Raw genomic sequence first — 16,841 nt, forward strand, 5'->3', positions numbered from 1 at the left:
CCGGGCCGCGCCCGGCCGCCGAATAGACTCGGCGACTCGGATCGGGAGGACGCGGATGAGCGGGACGCGCGCGGCGGAGCAGGACGTGCACGACGTGCACGACGTGCACGGCGCCCGCTCGACGCGCCCGGCGCGCCCGGCGCGCGTGCGCGTGCCCGGTGCGGCGATCGCCGCGTTGGTGCTCCTCGTGCTCGGCGTCCTCTCCCTCGCGCCCGCCGTCAGCACGAACCTCGCGCAGCAGCGGCGGATCGCCGACACGGAGGCGCGCATCGCGCAGCAGCGGGCGGACCTGCAGCGGCTGGGCGCGGAGAAGGCGCGCTGGGACGACCCCGCGTACGTCCGCGCGCAGGCGGGCAGCCGGCTCTTCTACGTGACGCCCGGCACCACCGCGTACCGCGTCATCCACTCGTCCGCGGCGGACGCCGCGGCCCCGGCTCCGGGCGCGACCGCGCAGCCCGACCGCACGCCGTGGACCGAGGCGCTGGTGCAGTCGCTCGTCGCGGCGGGCACGACCACCGAGCCGGCCCGGTGACGCCGGCGACGGAGGAGGACCTCGCGACGGTCTCGGCCCAGCTCGGCCGACCCGTGCGCGACGTGCTCGGCATCGCCGCCCGCACCCTCAACGGCACGCCTGCGGTCGTGTCGACCGCGCCGCGCCTCGCGGACGGCACGCCCTTCCCGACCTTCTACTACCTGACGCACCCGGCGCTCGTCGCGGCCGTCTCCCGGCTCGAGGCGGAGGGGCTGATGCGCGAGTGGAGCCCGCTCGTCGAGGCCGACGGCCCGTACGCCGAGCAGTACGCGGCCGCGCACCGCGCCTACCTCGCCGACCGCGCCGCGGCGGGCGAGGTGGAGGAGGTCGCGGGCATCAGCGCCGGGGGCATGCCCGTGCGGATCAAGTGCCTGCACGCCCTCGCCGGTCACGCGCTCGCCGCCGGACCCGGCGTGAACCCGATCGGCGACCTCGCGCTCAGCGAGGCGGCCGCCGCGGAGCCGCCCGTCCGCTCGCTCATCGGTCCGTGGCCCGCTCCGGCGCCCCGATAGCATCGTTCACCGGTAACAACGACCGACCCCGAAGGGAATCCTCCGATCGTGCCTCGCATCCTGATCGTCGGCGGCGGCTACGCCGGCTTCTACACCGCGTGGAAGCTGGAGAAGTGGCTCTCCGCCAAGGACGCGGAGATCGTCGTCGTCGACCCGCTGTCGTACCTGACCTACCAGCCGTTCCTGCCCGAGGTCGTGGGCGGCGCCGTCGAGGCCCGCCACGCGGTCGTCGACCAGCGCAAGCACCTGAAGCGCTCCCGCGTCATCACCGCCAAGGTCACCCGCATCGACCACGCCGCGAAGACGGCGGAGATCACGCCGCCGGTCGGCGAGCCGTGGACGATGTCGTACGACCAGATCGTCGTCACCGCCGGCTCCGTCTCGCGCACCTTCCCGATCCCGGGCGTCGCCGACGAGGCGTTCGGCCTGAAGACGATCGAGGAGGCCGTGGCGATCCGCGACCGGATCGTCCGCAACTTCGAGCTCGCGGCGAACCTGCCGGCCGGGCCGGAGCGCGACCGGCTCCTCACCTTCGTCGTGGTCGGCGGTGGCTTCGCGGGCATCGAGGTGTTCGGCGAGATGCGCTCGCTCGCGTCCGCGCTGCTCGCCCGCTACCCGCAGCTCACGTTCGACGACACGCACTTCCACCTGATCGAGGCGATGAGCCGGATCATGCCGGAGGTGTCGCTGCCGACCTCGCACTGGGTGCTGAAGAACTACGCCGAGCGCGGCGCGAACGTGCACCTCGACACCCAGCTGAAGGACGCGACGGGCGGCGTGATCCAGCTGTCGACCGGCGAGACCTTCGAGTCCGACGTGATCGTGTGGACCGCCGGCGTGATGGCGTCCCCGATGCTCCGCAACACGGACCTGCCGACGGAGGAGCGCGGGCGCCTCCGCGTGAAGGCCGACCTGCGGGTCGTCACCGCCGACGGCGACGTCGTACCCGACGCCTGGGGCGCCGGGGACGTGGCCGCGGTGCCGGACCTCACGGGCAAGGGCGTGGGCGGCTTCTGCGTCCCGAACGCCCAGCACGCGGTGCGCCAGGGCAAGCTGCTCGCGAAGAACATCGCCGCCAGCCTGCGCGGCGAGGGCGTCAAGGACTACTACCACGAGAGCCTCGGCGCGGTCGCGGGCCTCGGCCTCTACGTCGGCGCGTTCCAGAGCGGCAAGATCGCCGTGAAGGGCTTCCCGGCCTGGGTGATGCACCGCGGCTACCACGGCCTCGCGATCCCGACGTGGGAGCGCAAGATCCGGGTCATCGGCAACTGGGTCTTCAACTTCGTGCTCGGCCGCGACATGGTCCAGCTGCTCGCCCGCGAGCAGCCGCGCGTCGCGTTCGAGACGTTCGCGTCCCGGCCGAAGCCGCCGGCCGCCGCCGAGCCCGTGACGGAGGCGCCGAAGCGCGCCCCGCGGGCCCGGAAGAAGCCCGAGGTCGAGCCGGAGCTGCCGGGCGCCAAGGGCGTCGAGGGGCCGGTCTACGCGAACCCGGCGCCGGAGCCCGAGCCGGCGAAGAAGTAGCGGCTCGCGCCGCGGACGAGGAGGGGCCCGGCGACGCCGGGCCCCTCCTCGTCTGCTCAGCGGGTCCTCAGCGCTGCAGCGTCTCGACCGGCGTCTCGTCGAACACCGCCGCGTACCGGCGCGCGAACCGGCCGGCGTCGGGGAAGCCGTACCGGAGGGCGACCGCCTCCACCGTCGTCTCGAGCGGCGACGCGCTGCGGAGGGCGTCGCGCGCGGCGACGAGCCGGACCGAGCGCACGTGGTGCATCGGCGTCGTGTCGAGGTCCCGGCGGAACGCCGCGTAGAGGCCGCGGGGGCTGAGCCGCGCGGCCGCCGCGATGTCGACGACCGTGAGCTCCGCGTCGAGGTGCTCGTCGATGTGGCGCAGCGCGCGCCGGAGCGCCGCGCCGCGCGGGCCGCCGATGTCCCGCCGGTTCGCCGCGTCGAGCGTCGTGTTCGGGAAGACGCGCAGCAGCACCGTCGCGACGAGGTCGACCACGGCTGCCTGCGCCAGGGCGGCGTCCTCGGTCGCGGGCAGCGTCTCCGTCATGCGTGCGGCGTAGGCCGCGGTGCTGCGCCACACCGCGTCCATCGCGGGGTCGATGGGCGCGGTGCCGGTGAAGCGCACCTCGAAGTCGTCCCGGCCGGTGATCGCCCGCGCCCGCTCGTCGACCGCGGCCCGTGCGATCGCGAGGTTCGCGATGTCCGGGTCCTGCAGCGCCGAGTCGATCGCGTCGGGGTAGAGGAAGGGCCGGTCGGTGTCGATGTCGTCCCACCGCCACCACATGCGCAGGCCGCCGCCGACCCGGACGCCCGTCAGGAACGCGGGCTCGGCGCAGTCGGACTCGGCCCGGCGGCCGCCCGCGACGCCCGAGATCGACCAGCGCGTCGCGGTCAGGGCGGGGGTGCGGGTGGACCGGAGGACGAAGTCGGGCGCGCGGTCCTCGGGCGGCGCGAGGTCCACGTCGCCGAACACCGACCGCAACGAGGCGACGCCGCGGTCGAAGTCGGAGGTCCGCACCGACAGGCGCTCCGCCGATCCGTCCATCGCCACCTCCTCCTCGTCGAGCCGTCCATGTGTACGTCGTGCCGAGCCTCGTTCCCTGAAGAGCCGCTGTGGGACGGCGGGTCCGGAGCGGGAGGGGGGCGGCTCAGGCGGTCGCCGTCGCCTCCGCGACCCAGCGCCGCCACCGGTCCCACGGGTCGACGCCGGCGGCGAGCGCGTCGACGTGCGAGCTGATCGCGTCGCTGTAGGCGAACCACTCGCTCGATCCGGCGCGGTCCGCGGCGAACTGCTCGTGCCGGCGGTGCTCGACCCGCCGGTCGCCGCGCTCGAACGCGAGGAGCTCCTCGTGCCGGATCGCGCCGAAGCGCTGCCGCGGGTTGGCGGTGGTGCCGATCTTCACGCGGTCGCGGAAGCGGAGGTAGTAGACGACGTCGACCCGCGGGGGCGGCAGCTCGCCGTCGGGCTGCTCGCCGTACGGCCACTCGCACACCGCGCACACGCGGCCCGAGAGGAATCGGACGCCGAGCCGCGACCCGCACAGGCGGCAGGGCGCGGGCAGCACGTCCGCGGCGCCGTGCACCGAGCCCTCGACCTCCGCGGCGAGCGCGAGGTGGTCCGCGCAGAGCGGGATCAGCTCCGGCCGGGCGGCCGCGTCGGCGCAGCCGGGCACGGCGCAGGGCGCGGAGGGATCGGTCACGGTCGCTGCAGCATGCCGCCCGCCTCCGACACCGCCGCCCGGTCCGATCCGGAGCCCGCCGGGGCGCGCTCCGGCGCCGCGTCGATCCGGGGGAGCACGAGCCGGAGCACGGCGCCCGGCAGGTCGCCGTCGTCGGGGTCGACGCAGGTCAGCGAGCCGCCGTGGGCCTCGACCAGCCCGCGGGCGATCGGCAGGCCGAGCCCCGCGCCGCCCGTCGCGGCGGGCCGGGCGCGCTCGAGGCGGACGAGCCGCTCGAACACGGCCTCGCGAAGGGCCGCGGGCACGCCCGGCCCGTCGTCGGAGACACGGACCTCCGCGTCCCGGCCGCGGTCGAGGAGGCGCAGCCGCACGTGCTGCGCGCCGGCCTGCGCGGCGTTGCCGACGAGGTTCGCGAGCACCTGGTCGAGGCGCTCCCGGTCGACGGCGACGAGCGCGTCGCCGCCCAGCACCTCGACCGCCGGCGACGGGCGCCGCTGCGCCGAGCGGTCGGCCGCCTCGCGCAGCAGCGGCGCGAGGGGCTGCGGCGCGGTGCGCACCTGCAGCTCCCCGAGGCGCGACACGAGCAGGAGGTCCTCGACGAGGCGGCCGGCCCGGCGGGCCTCGCGGACGATCGACACCGTCACGCGGTCCCGCTCGTCGGCGTCGAGCGGCTCGCGGATGAGCCGCTCGGCGCCGGCGGAGACGCCCGCGAGCGGCGTGCGGAGCTCGTGCGAGGCGTCGGAGAGGAAGCGCGCCAGCCGGTCGGCGGCGTCGGCCGCCCGCCGCTCGGCACCCTCCAGCTCCTCGAGCATGGCGTCGAACTGCGCCGCCGCCCGGCCGAGATCGGTGCCGGGGTCCTGCGGCGCGAGCCGGCGGCCCCGATCGCCGCCCGCGGTGCCCCTCGCCGCCTCCGTCAGCGCGTCGAGCGGCCGCATCGCGCGGCGCAGCGCGAGGGGCAGGACCACGGCCGCGAGGGCGATCGCGACGACGCTCGCGACGGCCATGATCCAGCGGAAGCGGACGAGTGCGGCGTCCATCTGGCCGCTGTCCGCCCGCAGCTCGAGGGTGGTGCCGGGGCGGAGCGCCTGCGTCGCCACGAGGCCGCCGTCGCGCTCGGTGACGACGACGTCCGCGTCCGCCTGCCGGGCGGCCGGCGGCCCGGGCGGGCGGCCGCCGGGCCGGGCCGGGGGCGCCTGCGGCACGCCGGTCACCGCATCCGCGCCGGAGGAGTAGGTGATGCGGGCCGTGATGCCCGGCATCGTCAGCCGGTCGGCGAGGGACTGGTCGGACAGCCCGGTCAGCTCGGTCGCGAGGCCGGCGACGGACTCGAGGCGCTGGCGCTGCTCGGCGCGGAGCACGGCGCCGAGCGCGAGGTCCACGCCGACGCCGACGACGAGCAGCAGGAGGGCGAGCACCGCGACCGCCCACAGCACGACGCGGCGGCGCAGCGACGGCGTCCTCACGCCGCCTCCGACCCGCGGACCGGGCGGAGGACGTAGCCGAAGCCGCGCACGGTGTGGAGGATCCGCGGCCCGTGCAGCTCGAGCTTGCGGCGCAGCGCGCTGACGTGGACCTCGACGAGGTTCGGGTCGTACTCGTCGTAGCCCCACACCTGCGTGAGCAGCTGCGTCTTCGACAGGATGCGGCCGCGCTCCCGCGCCAGGTAGGCGAGCAGGCGGTACTCCGTCGCGGTCAGCTCGAGGACCGCGCCGGAGCGGACCGCCTCCCCGCTGCCCTCGTCGACGACGAGGTCGCCGAGGTCGAGCGTCGACGGGACGCGGCCGAGGCGGCGCAGGAGCGCCCGCACCCGGGCCACGAGCTCCTCGACGAGGAACGGCTTCACGACGTAGTCGTCGCCGCCGGCCGCGAACCCGGCGAGGCGGTCGGCGCCCGCGTCGCGCGCGGTGACGAAGACGATCGGGAGGTCGCGGTCGCGGCGCAGCGCCCGGGCCAGCGCGAAGCCGTCCGCGTCGCCCGGCAGCGAGACGTCGAGCAGCGCGAGGTCGGGCCGGAAGTCCGCGAGCACGGCGCCGATGCCCGTGCCGTCCGCGGCCGCGTGCACGACCATGCCGGCGCCGCGCAGGGCGGCCGTGACGGACTCGCGGATGAGCGGGTCGTCCTCGACGAGCAGGATCCGGGCGGGAGCGGTCATCCTCCGATCGTGCGGTGCGGAACCGCGGCGGAAGGCCCTCGTCCCTCTCGGAATCCGATGAACCAGCCATGAACCGGCCCGGCGCCTGAAGCGCTGCTGAAGGCCGCCCGCGGCGCCGCCCGCTTCAGGTCCGCTTCAGAGGGCGGCCGTGGTCTGGATCCCGTCGCCGGAAGCGCGGCACCGGTCGTGAGCGACCGGCCCCAGCAGTCAGGAGCACCCCATGCAGTCGTTCAAGAAGCCCTCCCGCCGCAGCGCGGTCGTCCTCGGCGCCGCCGGGCTGGCCGTCGCCGGCGCGGTCGGGTTCGGCACCGTCGCCTTCGCCGACGGGATGCCGACGCCCGGCGCCTCCCAGTCCGCACCCGCCGCCGCTCCCTCGGGTGCGCCGAGCGGCGCGCCCGTCGCGCCGGAGGGGGGTCCGCAGGGCGGCCCCCAGGGCGGTCCGGCCGGCGGGCCGCAGGGACCCGCGCAGGGCGGTCCGGGCCGCGGTCCGGGCCGGGACCACCCCGCGCCGCACATCGGCGGCACCGTGCAGTCCGTGAGCGGCAGCACGGTCACCGTGCAGGACCCCGACGGGTTCACGCGCACGATCCGCCTGTCCGACGACGTGAAGGTCGAGAAGGACGGCGCCTCGTCGTCGACCTCCGCGATCGTGAAGGGCAAGCACATCGACGCGACGGGCACCGTCGCCTCCGACGGCACCACCCTCGACGCGACCGCCGTGCAGGTCGGCCGCCCGACCCCGCCGGCGCCGGGCGAGGGCGGCCCGGCTCCGAAGGACGGCGCGGCCCCGAAGGCGCCGGCCGCCCCGTCGGCGCCGTCCGGCTCGACCGAGGCGCCGAGCGCCCCCTCCGGTGCGCCGAGCGCACCGGCCGCGCCCGCCGCTCCCTCGGCCGCGCCGAGCGCGTCGACGGGCTCCTGACCGCCCGCTGCCCGACCGGCTGAAGGCGCAGGACGGCGCAGGACCCGCTCGCGGGTCCTGCGCCGTTCCGCGTCGCCCGGCGTCCAGCGATCGGCGAGGATCCTGGAGGCCGAGCCGGAAGGAGCCCGCGTGACCGACCCGCAGCGCACCAGCTCCGACTGGGTCGACCTCGGCGGCGCCCAGCGCCTCGCCGAGCGCGCGGCCCGGACGACCCGCACGCCGGCGGAGGAGTTCTGGCTCGACCGCGTGCACCCCGTGCTCCACCGGCACTGGCCGCTCGCGGACTTCGCCTGGCACCGCCGCCGCACCTGGGAGGCGGACGGCGCGGAGCAGGCCGAGACCGACCACCAGCTGACGCGCTACGCCCTGCTGCCCGACGCTCGGCTCGTGCGGGCGACGACCTGGGGCTCCGAGTCCACCGCGGGCGCGGGCGCGCCGTGGACGGGGGAGGTGCGGCCGCTCGGTCGGCGGGAGGCCCGGTCGCTCGACCTCGCCGTCCGCGACTTCTCCCTGCAGCGCGGCACGACGACGACCTGGGGCACGCGGCCGGAGGGGGAGCCGGTCCGGCCCTGGCCGGGCGCGGGGCTCGAGGCGCTGCTCAAGGCGCTCGTGCCCTGACCGCGGCTCCGGCGTCGAAAACTCAGCGCGGCGCGACGAGGTCCGGCGTCAGGTCGGCCACGGTGCTCGCGCCGAGCAGGTCCATCGCCCCGACCAGCTCGTCCCGCAGCGCCTCGAGCACCGTGGTGACGCCCGCCGCTCCGTCCGCCGCGAGGCCCCACATCACCGGCCGCCCGACGAACACGGCCCGGGCGCCGATCGCCAGCCCCGCCGCGGCGTGCAGGCCGGAGCGGATGCCGGAGTCCGCGTACACCTCCGCCCGGCCGCCGACCGCGGACACGACCTCCGCCAGCACGGCCGCCGAGCCGACGCTCGAGGCCAGGCCCCGCCCGCCGTGCGTGGAGACGAGCACGCTCGCGGCGCCCGCGTCGACGGCGCGGGCCGCGTCGTCGCCGCGCAGGACGCCCTTCACGACGACCGGCAGGCCGGTGACCTCCCGGATCCAGGTGATCGCGTCGACGCCGAGCCCGCGGTCGCCGCGGCCGCCCTCGCCGCGCGCGATGCGGAGTTCCTCCTCCGTGAGGTTGGCGAGCCGGGCGCCCGTGCGGCCGTCGGTCCAGTCCGTCGGCTCGACCGATACCGAGGCGCCGGCGCGCGGGTGCCGGAGGCGGGTGATGTCGACGGTCAGCAGCACGGCGCCCGCACCCGCCGCGACCGCGCGCTCGAGCAGCGCGGTGCTGAGCCGCCGGTCGCGGGTGACGTAGAGCTGGAACCACCAGGGCGCACCGCCCTCCGCGATCCGGGCGAACGGCACCGCCGTGTTCGTGGAGACGCCGAGCAGCGAGCCCGCCGCGCGGGCGCCCGCGGCGGTGGCGCGCTCGCCGTCCGGATGCGCGTCGACCTGCTGGGCCATCGGCGCGACGAGGATCGGCGCCGCGACCGGCGTGCCGAGCACGGTCGTCGCGGTCGCCGGCGGCGTCGCGCCGGTCAGCACCCGCGGCCGGAGCCGGATCGCGTCCCACTCCGCGATCTGGCGCTCCAGCACCTCGGAGCCGCCCGCGGTGGCGCGCATGTAGTCGTAGACGTGCTGCGGCAGCCGCGCGGCGGCCCGCCGCTCGAGCTCGACGAGGTCCATCGGACGCACGGTAGTCCGGGCGGGCCCACGGGGAGCGGGGAGGCGTCAGCCGACGTGGAAGCCGCCGTTGCTGTGCAGCAGCTGCCCGGAGATCCAGCCGCCGGCGTCGGACAGCAGGAAGCGGACGAGGTCGGCCGTGTCGCTCGGCGTGCCCAGCCGGCCCGCCGGCGTCTCCGCGACGCACGCCTCCCGGATCGCGTCGTCCATCCAGCCGGTGTCGATCGGGCCCGGGTTGACGAGGTTCGCCCGGATGCCGCGCGGCCCGAGCTCGACCGCGGCGGCGCGGACCAGCCGGTCGAGCGCCCCCTTGCTCGAGCCGTAGGGGAGGTTGAAGGCGGTGTGGTCGCTGGTCAGCGCGACGATCCGGCCGGTGACGGCGGTCGACGGCGCGTCGGGCAGCCCCTCGGCGAAGCGCTTCACGAGCAGCCAGGCCGCCCGCGCGTTGACCGCGAAGTGCCGGTCCCACGCCGCCACGGTCGTGTCGAGGATCCCGCTGTCGACCGACTCGCTGTGCGACAGCACGAGGGCGCGGACCGGCCCGAGCCGGTCGGCGGCGGCCGCCGCGGCGAAGACCGTCTCGGCCGCGTCCACCGCCGCGAGGTCCGCCTCCACGAGCGTCACCGCGGCACCCGCGTCGCGGGCCGCGGCCGCAATCGCCACGACCTCGTCCGCTCCGCCGCCGATGCCGAGCCGGCGGTCGTACGGGGTCCACGTGGGCAGCACGAGGTCCCAGCCGTCCTCGGCCAGGCCGAGCGCGATCGCGGCGGCGATGCCCCGCCGCCGGCCCACGCCGGTCAGGACCGCAGCACCCCGTCGTGTCGTCGTCATGCCGACACTCTGCCGTGCCCGGCCGCTCCGCGGGGAGGCGGGGTCAGCGGCGTCCGAGCCGGCGCTCGCCGTTCGCGCCGAGCGCGTAGGGCAGGCCGTAGTGCTCGAACACCGCCGGCTCCGCCTCGCTGGTCAGCTCGCCGTCGGTGTCGATGGAGGGCGCGTCCTTGACGGTCTTCTTGTCGACCTGCAGCTTCAGGTACCGCGGCGCGACGACGGCGCCGGTGAGCGGCGCGAACACCAGGCGCCGCCGGCCGGGCAGGCCGATCTGGATCGCGGCGAAGGTCGCGGTGTCGGTCGCGGTGTCGAAGTACACCGACTCGAGCGAGCCGATCCTGTCGCCGGCGGCGTCCACGACGTCGTGGTCGCGCCAGTCCCGGATGTTCTCCGCGGGGAAGTCGGACATCGGGGTCTCCTCACCTGCACGTCTCCCGCGATGATCCCACCAGCGCGGTGGGAGCGGACTGGGAAGCGACGGGACGCGGACCCGGCGTACCGTGCCGCCGTGGGCGATCGACCGGCGGTACTGCTGCGGGCCCGGACGGACGCGGACCTGGACCTGCTCCACCGGCTCGCCGCCGATCTCGACACGTGGGAGGAGCGCAGCCCCTCCGGTCCCGCCCCGCTCAGCCGGGCCGAGTTCGACGCGCAGCTCGCACGGCGCGACGCCGAGGGCGCCCCCGAGACCGCGCGGTTCGTCATCGAGGCCGACGGCGAGGCGATCGGCGGGACGAGCCTGTTCGCGTTCGACGCCCTCGCGCGGCACGCCGAGGTCGGGATCGGCCTCGTGGCCGAGGCGCGCGGACGCGGCATCGGCACGGCGGCGCTCGAGCTGCTCGTCGAGTTCGCCTTCGTGCGGCGCAACCTCCGTCGCCTCCACCTCGAGGCGATCGCGTCGAACGCGGCCGCGATCCGCTCCTACGAGAAGGTCGGGTTCGTCGTCGAGGGGCGCCAGCGGAAGCACGCCTGGGTGCGCGGCCGCTACGAGGACGTCGTGCGGATGGGTCTGCTGCGCCGCGAGTGGGCGGCACGTCGACCGTCGTCGCCGGCCTAGGACGCCTCCGAGCCCGCTCCGAACGCGCGCAGCTCCTGCGGGCACCGGCAGGCCGCGGCGAACCGGGCCGCCCAGACGAGCGCCTCCTCGCGGGTGGCGAGCTCGAGCACGGCGAACCCGCCGTCGAGGTGCGTCAGCCCCGCCTCCGGCCCGCGGTCCGTGCCGCCGTCCGCGTGGACGCGCACGGGCTCGACGGCCTCGTCGACGCCGCCGCCGAACCGCCAGACGCCCGCGTCCTTCGCGCGCCGCACCATCGCGTGCGAGTCGCGCACCACGTCCGGGAGGTCCTCCTCCGGGATCCGCATCGCCGCGCTCGGGAAGGAGATCAGCCAGTGCGTCACGCCGCACCCGTCCGGATGCGCACCTCGCGCTCCATGCGCTGCTCGTGCCGCGCGCGGCCCTTGACCGCCTCGAGCTCGCGGCTCTTCGGCGGCGCGCTCGTGACGAGCCGGTCGAGCATGCGCCGGGTCGCGACGGCGATCTCCTCGATCGCGTCCTCGAACGCCTCCGCGTTCGCCCGCGACGGCCGCGTCGACCCGCTCACCTTGCGGACGAACTGGAGCGCCGACTCGCGCACCTCGTCGTCCGTCGTCGGCGGCGCGAAGTTGTGGAGGCAGCGGATGTTGCGGCACATGCGCGGGACCCTAGGCCGAGCGGGGAGCGAGGGGAAGCGATCCGGGCCCCGAGGTCGGTCCGTGGAGGTCAGCCCGCCGGGGTCAGCTCCACCTGGAACTCGATGCGCCCGGTCTTCTCCACCTGCACGAACGCCAGGTCCGGCGCGGTGACGCCGTAGTCCGAGAAGCGGATCGGGATGGATCCGGCGATCTTCGACGACTCGGCGCCGACGACGGCCTGGAGCGGGGCCGAGACCTCCCGCTTCGTCCCGTGGAGCTCGAGGGTGCCGCGCGCGACGACCTCGGTGACGGCACCGATCCGCGTGCCCGCCGGGGCGGCGATCGGGCCGGTCAGGGTGAACGTGGCGGTGGGGTGACGGTCGGTGTCGATCGCGGTCGAGCGGAAGTAGGCGTCGCGGGCGGGCTCGCTCGTCGCGACCTTCCGCAGGTCGACCACGATCGTCGCCGCGGACACGCGGGTGCCGGAGGTCTCGACCGTCCCGCTGACCGCGCGGTTCCGGCCCGTGACGGTGACGGGCGTGCCGTTCAGGCGCTCGTCCACGCGGTACCCGGCGTAGGAGCCGCGCGCGACCCGCCACGAGGACGGGAGCGCGGCGAGCGGGTCCACGGACGCACTCACCGTCGGCGTCGGCGCGTCCTCCTCCTGCGCCTGCAGGCTCGGTGCCGCGTCGGGCGGCCCGACGACCAGGTCTCGGTAGAGCACGGGGCCGGCCGTCGCGGCGGCGACGGCGCCGACCACCACCACCGCGCCCACGACGATCAGCACCTTCGTCCGGCGGCGGATGCTCATGCCCGTCCCTTCGGCGACCTCGGCGACCTCGGTCGTGTCGGAGCGAGTGTGCCCCGTCTTCCTGATCGCACCGCGCCGACCGGACCGCGCCGACCGGGCGCGGTCCGACGCCCGGCGGCGCGCACCGCAGACTGGACGCATGCCGCTGACCCCGACGGAGCCCGCCGTGCCGGCCGCCGACGTCCGCGCCGCGCTGACCCGTGCGGCCCGCGGCGAGCGCGCGGGTCGGCTCGACGCCGCGACCGCGACGTCGCTGCTCGCCGCGCGCGGGCCGGAGCTGGAGGCGCTGCTCGACCTCGCCTCGGCGGCCAGGGACGCGGGGGCGACGGCGCGCGGCGGCGACACCGGCCGCGTCATCACCTACTCGCGCAAGGTCTTCATCCCGCTCACGACGCTGTGCCGGGACCGCTGCCACTACTGCACCTTCGTCGACACCCCGCACGGGCTGCTGCGGAAGGGCGAGGCCGCCTACCTGGAGCCCGAGCAGGTGCTCGCGATCGCGCGGGAGGGCGCCGCGGCGGGCTGCCGCGAGGCGCTCTTCACCCTCGGGGACCGGCCGGAGGCGCGCTGGACCGCGGCGGCGGACTGGCTCGCGGCCCACGGCTACGGCTCGACGCTCGAGTACCTCGCGGCGATGGCGCGGCTCGTGCTCGACCAGACCGGCCTGCTGCCGCACCTGAACCCCGGCGTGCTGACGTGGATCGAGCTGCAGCGCCTCCGGCCCCTCGCGCCGTCGATGGGGATGATGCTCGAGACGACGTCCGTGCCGCTCTGGGCGCAGCGCGGCGGCGCGCACTTCGGGTCGCCGGACAAGGACCCGGCGCTGCGGCTGCAGGTGCTCGAGGACGCGGGGCGCAGCCGCGTGCCGTTCACGTCCGGCGTGCTGCTCGGGATCGGGGAGACGCTGCGCGACGCCGCGGACTCCCTCGTCGCGATCCGCGACGCCCACGACCGGTGGGGGCACGTGCAGGAGACGATCGTGCAGAACTTCCGGGCGAAGGCGCGGACGGCGATGCAGGGCGCCCCGGACCTCGCGACCGATCGCTACGTCGCGGCCGTCGCGACCGCGCGCCTCGTGCTCGGCCCCGACGCGCACCTGCAGGCGCCCCCGAACCTCACCGACGAGCGCGAGCTCGGCCTGCTGATCCGCGCGGGCATCGACGACTGGGGCGGCGTGAGCCCCGTCACCCCGGACCACGTCAACCCGGAGCGGCCCTGGCCCCACGTGGACGACCTGGCCCGGCTGACCGCGGAGCACGGGTACCGGCTCCGCCAGCGCCTGACCGCCCACCCGCGCTGGCTCGGCGACGAGTGGATCGACCCCGCCCTCCGCGCCGCGGTCGACGCCCACGCCGATGCGACCGGCCTCGCCGCGGAGGCGGGCGCCCCGGTCCGGCTCGCCGTCCCGCGCGCGCCCGCGTCGCTCGACCGCCTCGTCGGGCGCGCCGAGGACGACCCGGACGGGCTCGCCGACGACGACTGGGCCGCGCTCCTCTCGGCCGACGGCGACGACCTCGAGGCGCTCGCCGCAGCGGCGGACCGGGCGCGCGCGGCGACGACCGGCGACGTGCTCACCTTCGTCGCGAACCGGAACCTCGACGGCACCCGCTGGGACCCGGAGGGGCGGCGCGGCGGCCTCGCCGCGGACGACGTCGCGCTGCTCGCCGCGGAGGCGTGGGCGGCCGGCGCGACCGAGGTGTGCGTGCAGGGGCCGCTCCACCCCGCGCTGCCCGGCGAGGCGTTCCCGGCCCTCGTCCGCGCGCTGAAGGCCGGCGCGCCCGGCATCCACGTCCACGCCTTCCGGCCCGCGGAGGTGCTCGACGGCGCGAACCGCGCCGGGACCTCCCCGGAGGCGTTCCTCCGGCAGCTGCGCGCCGCCGGCGTCGGGAGCGTGCCGGGCACCGCCGCCCGCGTCCTCGACGACCGGATCCGCGCGGCGCTCTCCGGCGGCACCGACCCCTCCGTCGCCCGGTGGGTAGCCGTGGTCCGCGCCGCGCACCGCGCGGGCCTCCGCTCGACGGCGACCCTGGTCCACGGCCATCTCGAGACGCCGCTGCAGGTCGTCGCGCACCTCCGGCGCCTCGTGGCGATCCAGGACGACACGGGCGGGTTCACCGAGCTGATCGCGATGCCGTTCGTCCCCGCCGACTCGCCCGTCGGGGTCCCTGCGGGCAGCCGCCGCGGCCCCTCGCCGCGGGAGGTCCGCGCCGTCCACGCGGTCGCGCGACTGCTGCTGCGCGGCCGCATCGACCACGTGCAGGCCGCCTGGCCGAAGATCGGGCTCGACGGCGCCCGGAGCGTGCTCGCCGGCGGCGCGGACGACCTCGGCGGCCTGCTCCTGCCGGGCGCCGCCCACCCCGACGCGGGAGCGGAGGCCGGCCGGTCGATCGCGGTCCCGGACGTCGACGCGGTCGCCGCCGGGCTCGGGCGGACGGTCGTGCAGCGGACGACGACCTACGGCCGTGCCGACCCGGAGCGGGTCGCCGCGGTCCGCGCGCACCGGGCCCCGGTGCTCCCGGTCGCCGGGGAGGCCGCGCGGCGCCTGCTGCCCGTCGCCTCGTGAGCGGCGCCGCGACCGAGCACGTCCGCGTCTGCGTCGTCGGCGCGGGCTTCGCGGGCATCGGGCTCGCGCTGCGGCTCGCGGCGGCGGGGGAGGACGACGTCGTCGTGCTCGAGCGGCGGGACGGCGTCGGCGGCACCTGGCACGACAACACCTACCCGGGGGTCGCCTGCGACATCCCCGCGCACCTCTACTCCTTCTCGTTCGCGCCCGAGGCCGGCTGGAGCCGGCGCTACCCCTCCGGGCCGGAGGTCCGCGCCTACCTCGAGCGCTGCGCCCGGCCGGTCGCGGACCGCATCCGGCTCGGCACGACCGTGCGGTCGGCCGCGTGGGACGCGGACGACGCCGTCTGGCGCGTCGAGGCGGGGGAGTCGCGCCTGACCGCCGACGTGCTCGTGCTCGCGGTCGGCCGTCTCGCCGAGCCGTGGACGCCGCCGCTGCCTGGCCTCCCGACCTTCCCCGGTCCCGTGGTGCACACGGCCCGCTGGCCGGCGGGCCTCGAGGTGGCCGGCCGTCGGGTCGGCGTCGTCGGCACGGGCGCCTCCGCGGTGCAGCTCGTGCCGCGCCTCGTCGAACGGGGCGCCGAGGTCGTCGTGCTCCAGCGCAGCGCCCCCTGGGTGCTCCCGCGCGAGGACCGCGCCTACCCGCCCGCCGAACGGGCCGCCTTCGCGCGGGACGACGCGCATCGCCGTGCGCACCGCGCCGCGCTCTTCGCCGAGCAGGAGGCGGTCTTCGCCGCCCGGCTGGCCGGTTCCCCGGAGCAGGCCGCGCTGCGCGACCGCGCACTCGCGCACCTCGCGGCGCAGGTGCCGCCGGGCCCGCTCCGCGACGCGCTGCGGCCGGCCGATGCGGTCGGCTGCCGGCGGATCGCGCTGAGCGACGACTGGTACCCCGCCTTCGTCCGCGGCGGCGCCGTGCTCGAGCCGAGCGCCCTCGCCCGGCTCGACGGGCGCGTCGCGGTCGCGGCCTCCGGTCGGCGCAGCGCGGACCTCGACGCGCTCGTGCTCGCGACCGGCTTCGTGATGGCGCGCCCGCCCCTCGCCGACGCCGTGGTCGGGGAGCGCGGCACGCTCGCGGCGGCCTGGCGGCACGGGATGCGCGCCTACGCCACGGTCGCGGTGCCCGGCTTCCCGAACCTGTTCGTGCTCGACGGCCCGAACGCTGCGCTCGGCCACAACTCCGCCGTGCACGTGATCGAGTCGCAGATCGCGTACGTGCTCGGCGCGCTCGCCCACGGCGGGGACGGCGCCGTCCTCGCGGTGACGGAGGCGGCGACGGCCGCGTACACGGCGGAGGTCGACGCCCGCGCCGAGGGCACCGTCTGGACGACCTGCGACACCCGCTACCGGGACCCGGCGAGCGGCCGCCTCACCGTGCTCTGGCCGGGCACGGCGACCTCCTTCCGCGAGCGGAACGGCGTGTTCGACCCGGCGCCCTACCGCGTCCGCCGCCCGGCCCCGGCGAGCGCGAGCTCGGGGGCGCGGGGCCCGGCCTCGACCGGCTGAGGGTCGACGCCCGCCGCCTCCGCGGCGCCGTCGTAGGGCGACCAGGCGGGCTCGCGGAGGGCCGGGCAGTGCTCCGGCGTCGGGTGGTTCGCGATGTCGATCATCCGGTCGAGCGCGTCCCGCGCCGCCGTCAGGTCGGTCATCAGCGCGGTGATCCGCTCGCGCTCCGCCGCCATCAGCGCGAACGCCTCGGGGGAGCCCTGCCCGGTCTCGATGCAGGGCATCAGCCGCAGCACCGTGCGGCTCGGGAGCCCGGCCGCGAAGAGCTGCTGGATCAGCCGCACCCGCTCGACCGCCGAGTCGGGGTAGACCCGCTGGCCGCCGCCGGTGCGCTCCGACGTCAGCAGCCCCTGCTCCTCGTAGTACCGGAGGGCGCGGGTGCTGACCCCCGCCCGGCTCGCGACCTCGCCGATCCGCACCACTGCCTCCTGCCAGGGCGTCCCCGATTTGACGTTGACGCCGACGTCAGGTCCTACGGT

19 protein-coding genes are annotated in these 16,841 nt (G+C 77.0%); 8 read left to right on the top strand and 11 right to left on the bottom strand.

What is annotated here, in order from left to right:
• The first annotated feature begins 55 nt into the window (after positions 1–55).
• Genes D1781_RS05520 through D1781_RS05530 form a run of 3 tightly spaced genes read left to right on the top strand, consistent with a single transcriptional unit; the run spans position 56 to position 2,565 of the window.
• The gene (locus D1781_RS05520; RefSeq protein WP_119481215.1) at positions 56–532 is read left to right on the top strand and encodes a septum formation initiator family protein; all 477 of its coding nucleotides are present in this window, start codon (positions 56–58) and stop codon (positions 530–532) included.
• Positions 529–1,044 (top strand): DUF501 domain-containing protein, encoded by a 516-nt coding sequence (locus D1781_RS05525; RefSeq protein ID WP_119481216.1) that lies wholly within the window; start codon positions 529–531, stop codon positions 1,042–1,044. The genes D1781_RS05520 and D1781_RS05525 overlap by 4 nt, the downstream gene beginning before the upstream one ends.
• Positions 1,045–1,092: 48 nt before the next feature.
• Complete coding sequence (locus tag D1781_RS05530; RefSeq protein WP_119481217.1) at positions 1,093–2,565, top strand: NAD(P)/FAD-dependent oxidoreductase; 1,473 nt, start codon at positions 1,093–1,095, stop codon at positions 2,563–2,565.
• A 67-nt stretch (positions 2,566–2,632) separates the two neighbouring features.
• On the opposite strand, the gene D1781_RS05535 is transcribed toward D1781_RS05530, so the two are convergent.
• From D1781_RS05535 to D1781_RS05550, 4 genes are all read right to left on the bottom strand, one after another.
• Positions 2,633–3,592 carry a helix-turn-helix domain-containing protein gene (locus D1781_RS05535; RefSeq protein WP_119481218.1) on the bottom strand — a complete coding sequence of 320 codons (960 nt, stop codon included), beginning with the start codon at positions 3,590–3,592 and terminating at the stop codon, positions 2,633–2,635.
• A 103-nt stretch (positions 3,593–3,695) separates the two neighbouring features.
• Positions 3,696–4,247, bottom strand: coding sequence for a GIY-YIG nuclease family protein (locus D1781_RS05540; RefSeq protein WP_325048787.1), 552 nt, complete (start codon positions 4,245–4,247; stop codon positions 3,696–3,698).
• Positions 4,244–5,689 (bottom strand): sensor histidine kinase, encoded by a 1,446-nt coding sequence (locus tag D1781_RS05545; RefSeq protein WP_119481219.1) that lies wholly within the window; start codon positions 5,687–5,689, stop codon positions 4,244–4,246. Before D1781_RS05545 ends, D1781_RS05540 begins: the two co-directional genes overlap by 4 nt.
• The gene (locus D1781_RS05550; RefSeq protein ID WP_119481220.1) at positions 5,686–6,378 is read right to left on the bottom strand and encodes a response regulator transcription factor; all 693 of its coding nucleotides are present in this window, start codon (positions 6,376–6,378) and stop codon (positions 5,686–5,688) included. The genes D1781_RS05545 and D1781_RS05550 overlap by 4 nt, the downstream gene beginning before the upstream one ends.
• Positions 6,379–6,598: 220 nt before the next feature.
• Here D1781_RS05550 and D1781_RS05555 point away from each other — a divergent pair, with 220 nt between their 5' ends.
• Positions 6,599–7,297, top strand: a complete 699-nt coding sequence (locus D1781_RS05555) for a single stranded DNA-binding domain-containing protein (protein WP_119481221.1) — start codon at positions 6,599–6,601, stop codon at positions 7,295–7,297.
• Between the two features lie 129 nt (positions 7,298–7,426).
• Positions 7,427–7,915, top strand: coding sequence for a hypothetical protein (locus D1781_RS05560; RefSeq protein WP_119481222.1), 489 nt, complete (start codon positions 7,427–7,429; stop codon positions 7,913–7,915).
• Positions 7,916–7,937: 22 nt separating this feature from the next.
• Here D1781_RS05560 and D1781_RS05565 read toward each other — a convergent pair whose 3' ends face one another.
• Genes D1781_RS05565 through D1781_RS05575 form a run of 3 tightly spaced genes read right to left on the bottom strand, consistent with a single transcriptional unit; the run spans position 7,938 to position 10,224 of the window.
• Positions 7,938–8,990 (bottom strand): alpha-hydroxy acid oxidase, encoded by a 1,053-nt coding sequence (locus D1781_RS05565; RefSeq protein ID WP_119481223.1) that lies wholly within the window; start codon positions 8,988–8,990, stop codon positions 7,938–7,940.
• Positions 8,991–9,035: 45 nt separating this feature from the next.
• A complete protein-coding gene (locus D1781_RS05570; RefSeq protein ID WP_119481224.1) occupies positions 9,036–9,818 on the bottom strand; it encodes an SDR family oxidoreductase in 783 nt (260 codons plus the stop codon).
• 43 nt (positions 9,819–9,861) lie between these two features.
• Positions 9,862–10,224, bottom strand: a complete 363-nt coding sequence (locus D1781_RS05575) for a PRC-barrel domain-containing protein (RefSeq protein WP_119481225.1) — start codon at positions 10,222–10,224, stop codon at positions 9,862–9,864.
• Between the two features lie 99 nt (positions 10,225–10,323).
• Between D1781_RS05575 and D1781_RS05580 the strand changes: the two genes are divergently transcribed.
• The gene (locus D1781_RS05580; RefSeq protein ID WP_158590007.1) at positions 10,324–10,872 is read left to right on the top strand and encodes a GNAT family N-acetyltransferase; all 549 of its coding nucleotides are present in this window, start codon (positions 10,324–10,326) and stop codon (positions 10,870–10,872) included.
• On the opposite strand, the gene D1781_RS05585 is transcribed toward D1781_RS05580, so the two are convergent.
• The 3 genes from D1781_RS05585 to D1781_RS05595 all read right to left on the bottom strand — a co-directional run bounded on the left by D1781_RS05585 (position 10,869) and on the right by D1781_RS05595 (position 12,297).
• On the bottom strand, positions 10,869–11,213 hold the full coding sequence (locus tag D1781_RS05585; RefSeq protein ID WP_119481227.1) for a YciI family protein: 345 nt from the start codon (positions 11,211–11,213) through the stop codon (positions 10,869–10,871). The two genes, D1781_RS05580 and D1781_RS05585, sit on opposite strands and share 4 nt — an antisense overlap.
• Positions 11,210–11,506, bottom strand: coding sequence for a DUF2277 domain-containing protein (locus D1781_RS05590; protein WP_119481228.1), 297 nt, complete (start codon positions 11,504–11,506; stop codon positions 11,210–11,212). The genes D1781_RS05585 and D1781_RS05590 overlap by 4 nt, the downstream gene beginning before the upstream one ends.
• Positions 11,507–11,574: 68 nt before the next feature.
• Positions 11,575–12,297, bottom strand: a complete 723-nt coding sequence (locus D1781_RS05595) for a YceI family protein (RefSeq protein WP_233551027.1) — start codon at positions 12,295–12,297, stop codon at positions 11,575–11,577.
• A gap of 139 nt (positions 12,298–12,436) precedes the next feature.
• On the opposite strand from D1781_RS05595, the gene cofG reads away from it, so the two are divergent.
• On the top strand, positions 12,437–14,860 hold the full coding sequence (gene cofG, locus D1781_RS05600; RefSeq protein WP_119481229.1) for a 7,8-didemethyl-8-hydroxy-5-deazariboflavin synthase CofG: 2,424 nt from the start codon (positions 12,437–12,439) through the stop codon (positions 14,858–14,860).
• Complete coding sequence (locus D1781_RS05605) at positions 14,857–16,362, top strand: flavin-containing monooxygenase (protein WP_119481230.1); 1,506 nt, start codon at positions 14,857–14,859, stop codon at positions 16,360–16,362. The genes cofG and D1781_RS05605 overlap by 4 nt, the downstream gene beginning before the upstream one ends.
• On the opposite strand, the gene D1781_RS05610 is transcribed toward D1781_RS05605, so the two are convergent.
• Positions 16,293–16,781 carry a MerR family transcriptional regulator gene (locus D1781_RS05610; protein ID WP_119481231.1) on the bottom strand — a complete coding sequence of 163 codons (489 nt, stop codon included), beginning with the start codon at positions 16,779–16,781 and terminating at the stop codon, positions 16,293–16,295. The two genes, D1781_RS05605 and D1781_RS05610, sit on opposite strands and share 70 nt — an antisense overlap.
• Positions 16,782–16,841: the final 60 nt, after the last annotated feature.

Origin of the sequence: Amnibacterium setariae (genome assembly GCF_003581425.1) — a bacterium.
GTDB lineage: Bacteria > Actinomycetota > Actinomycetes > Actinomycetales > Microbacteriaceae > Amnibacterium > Amnibacterium setariae.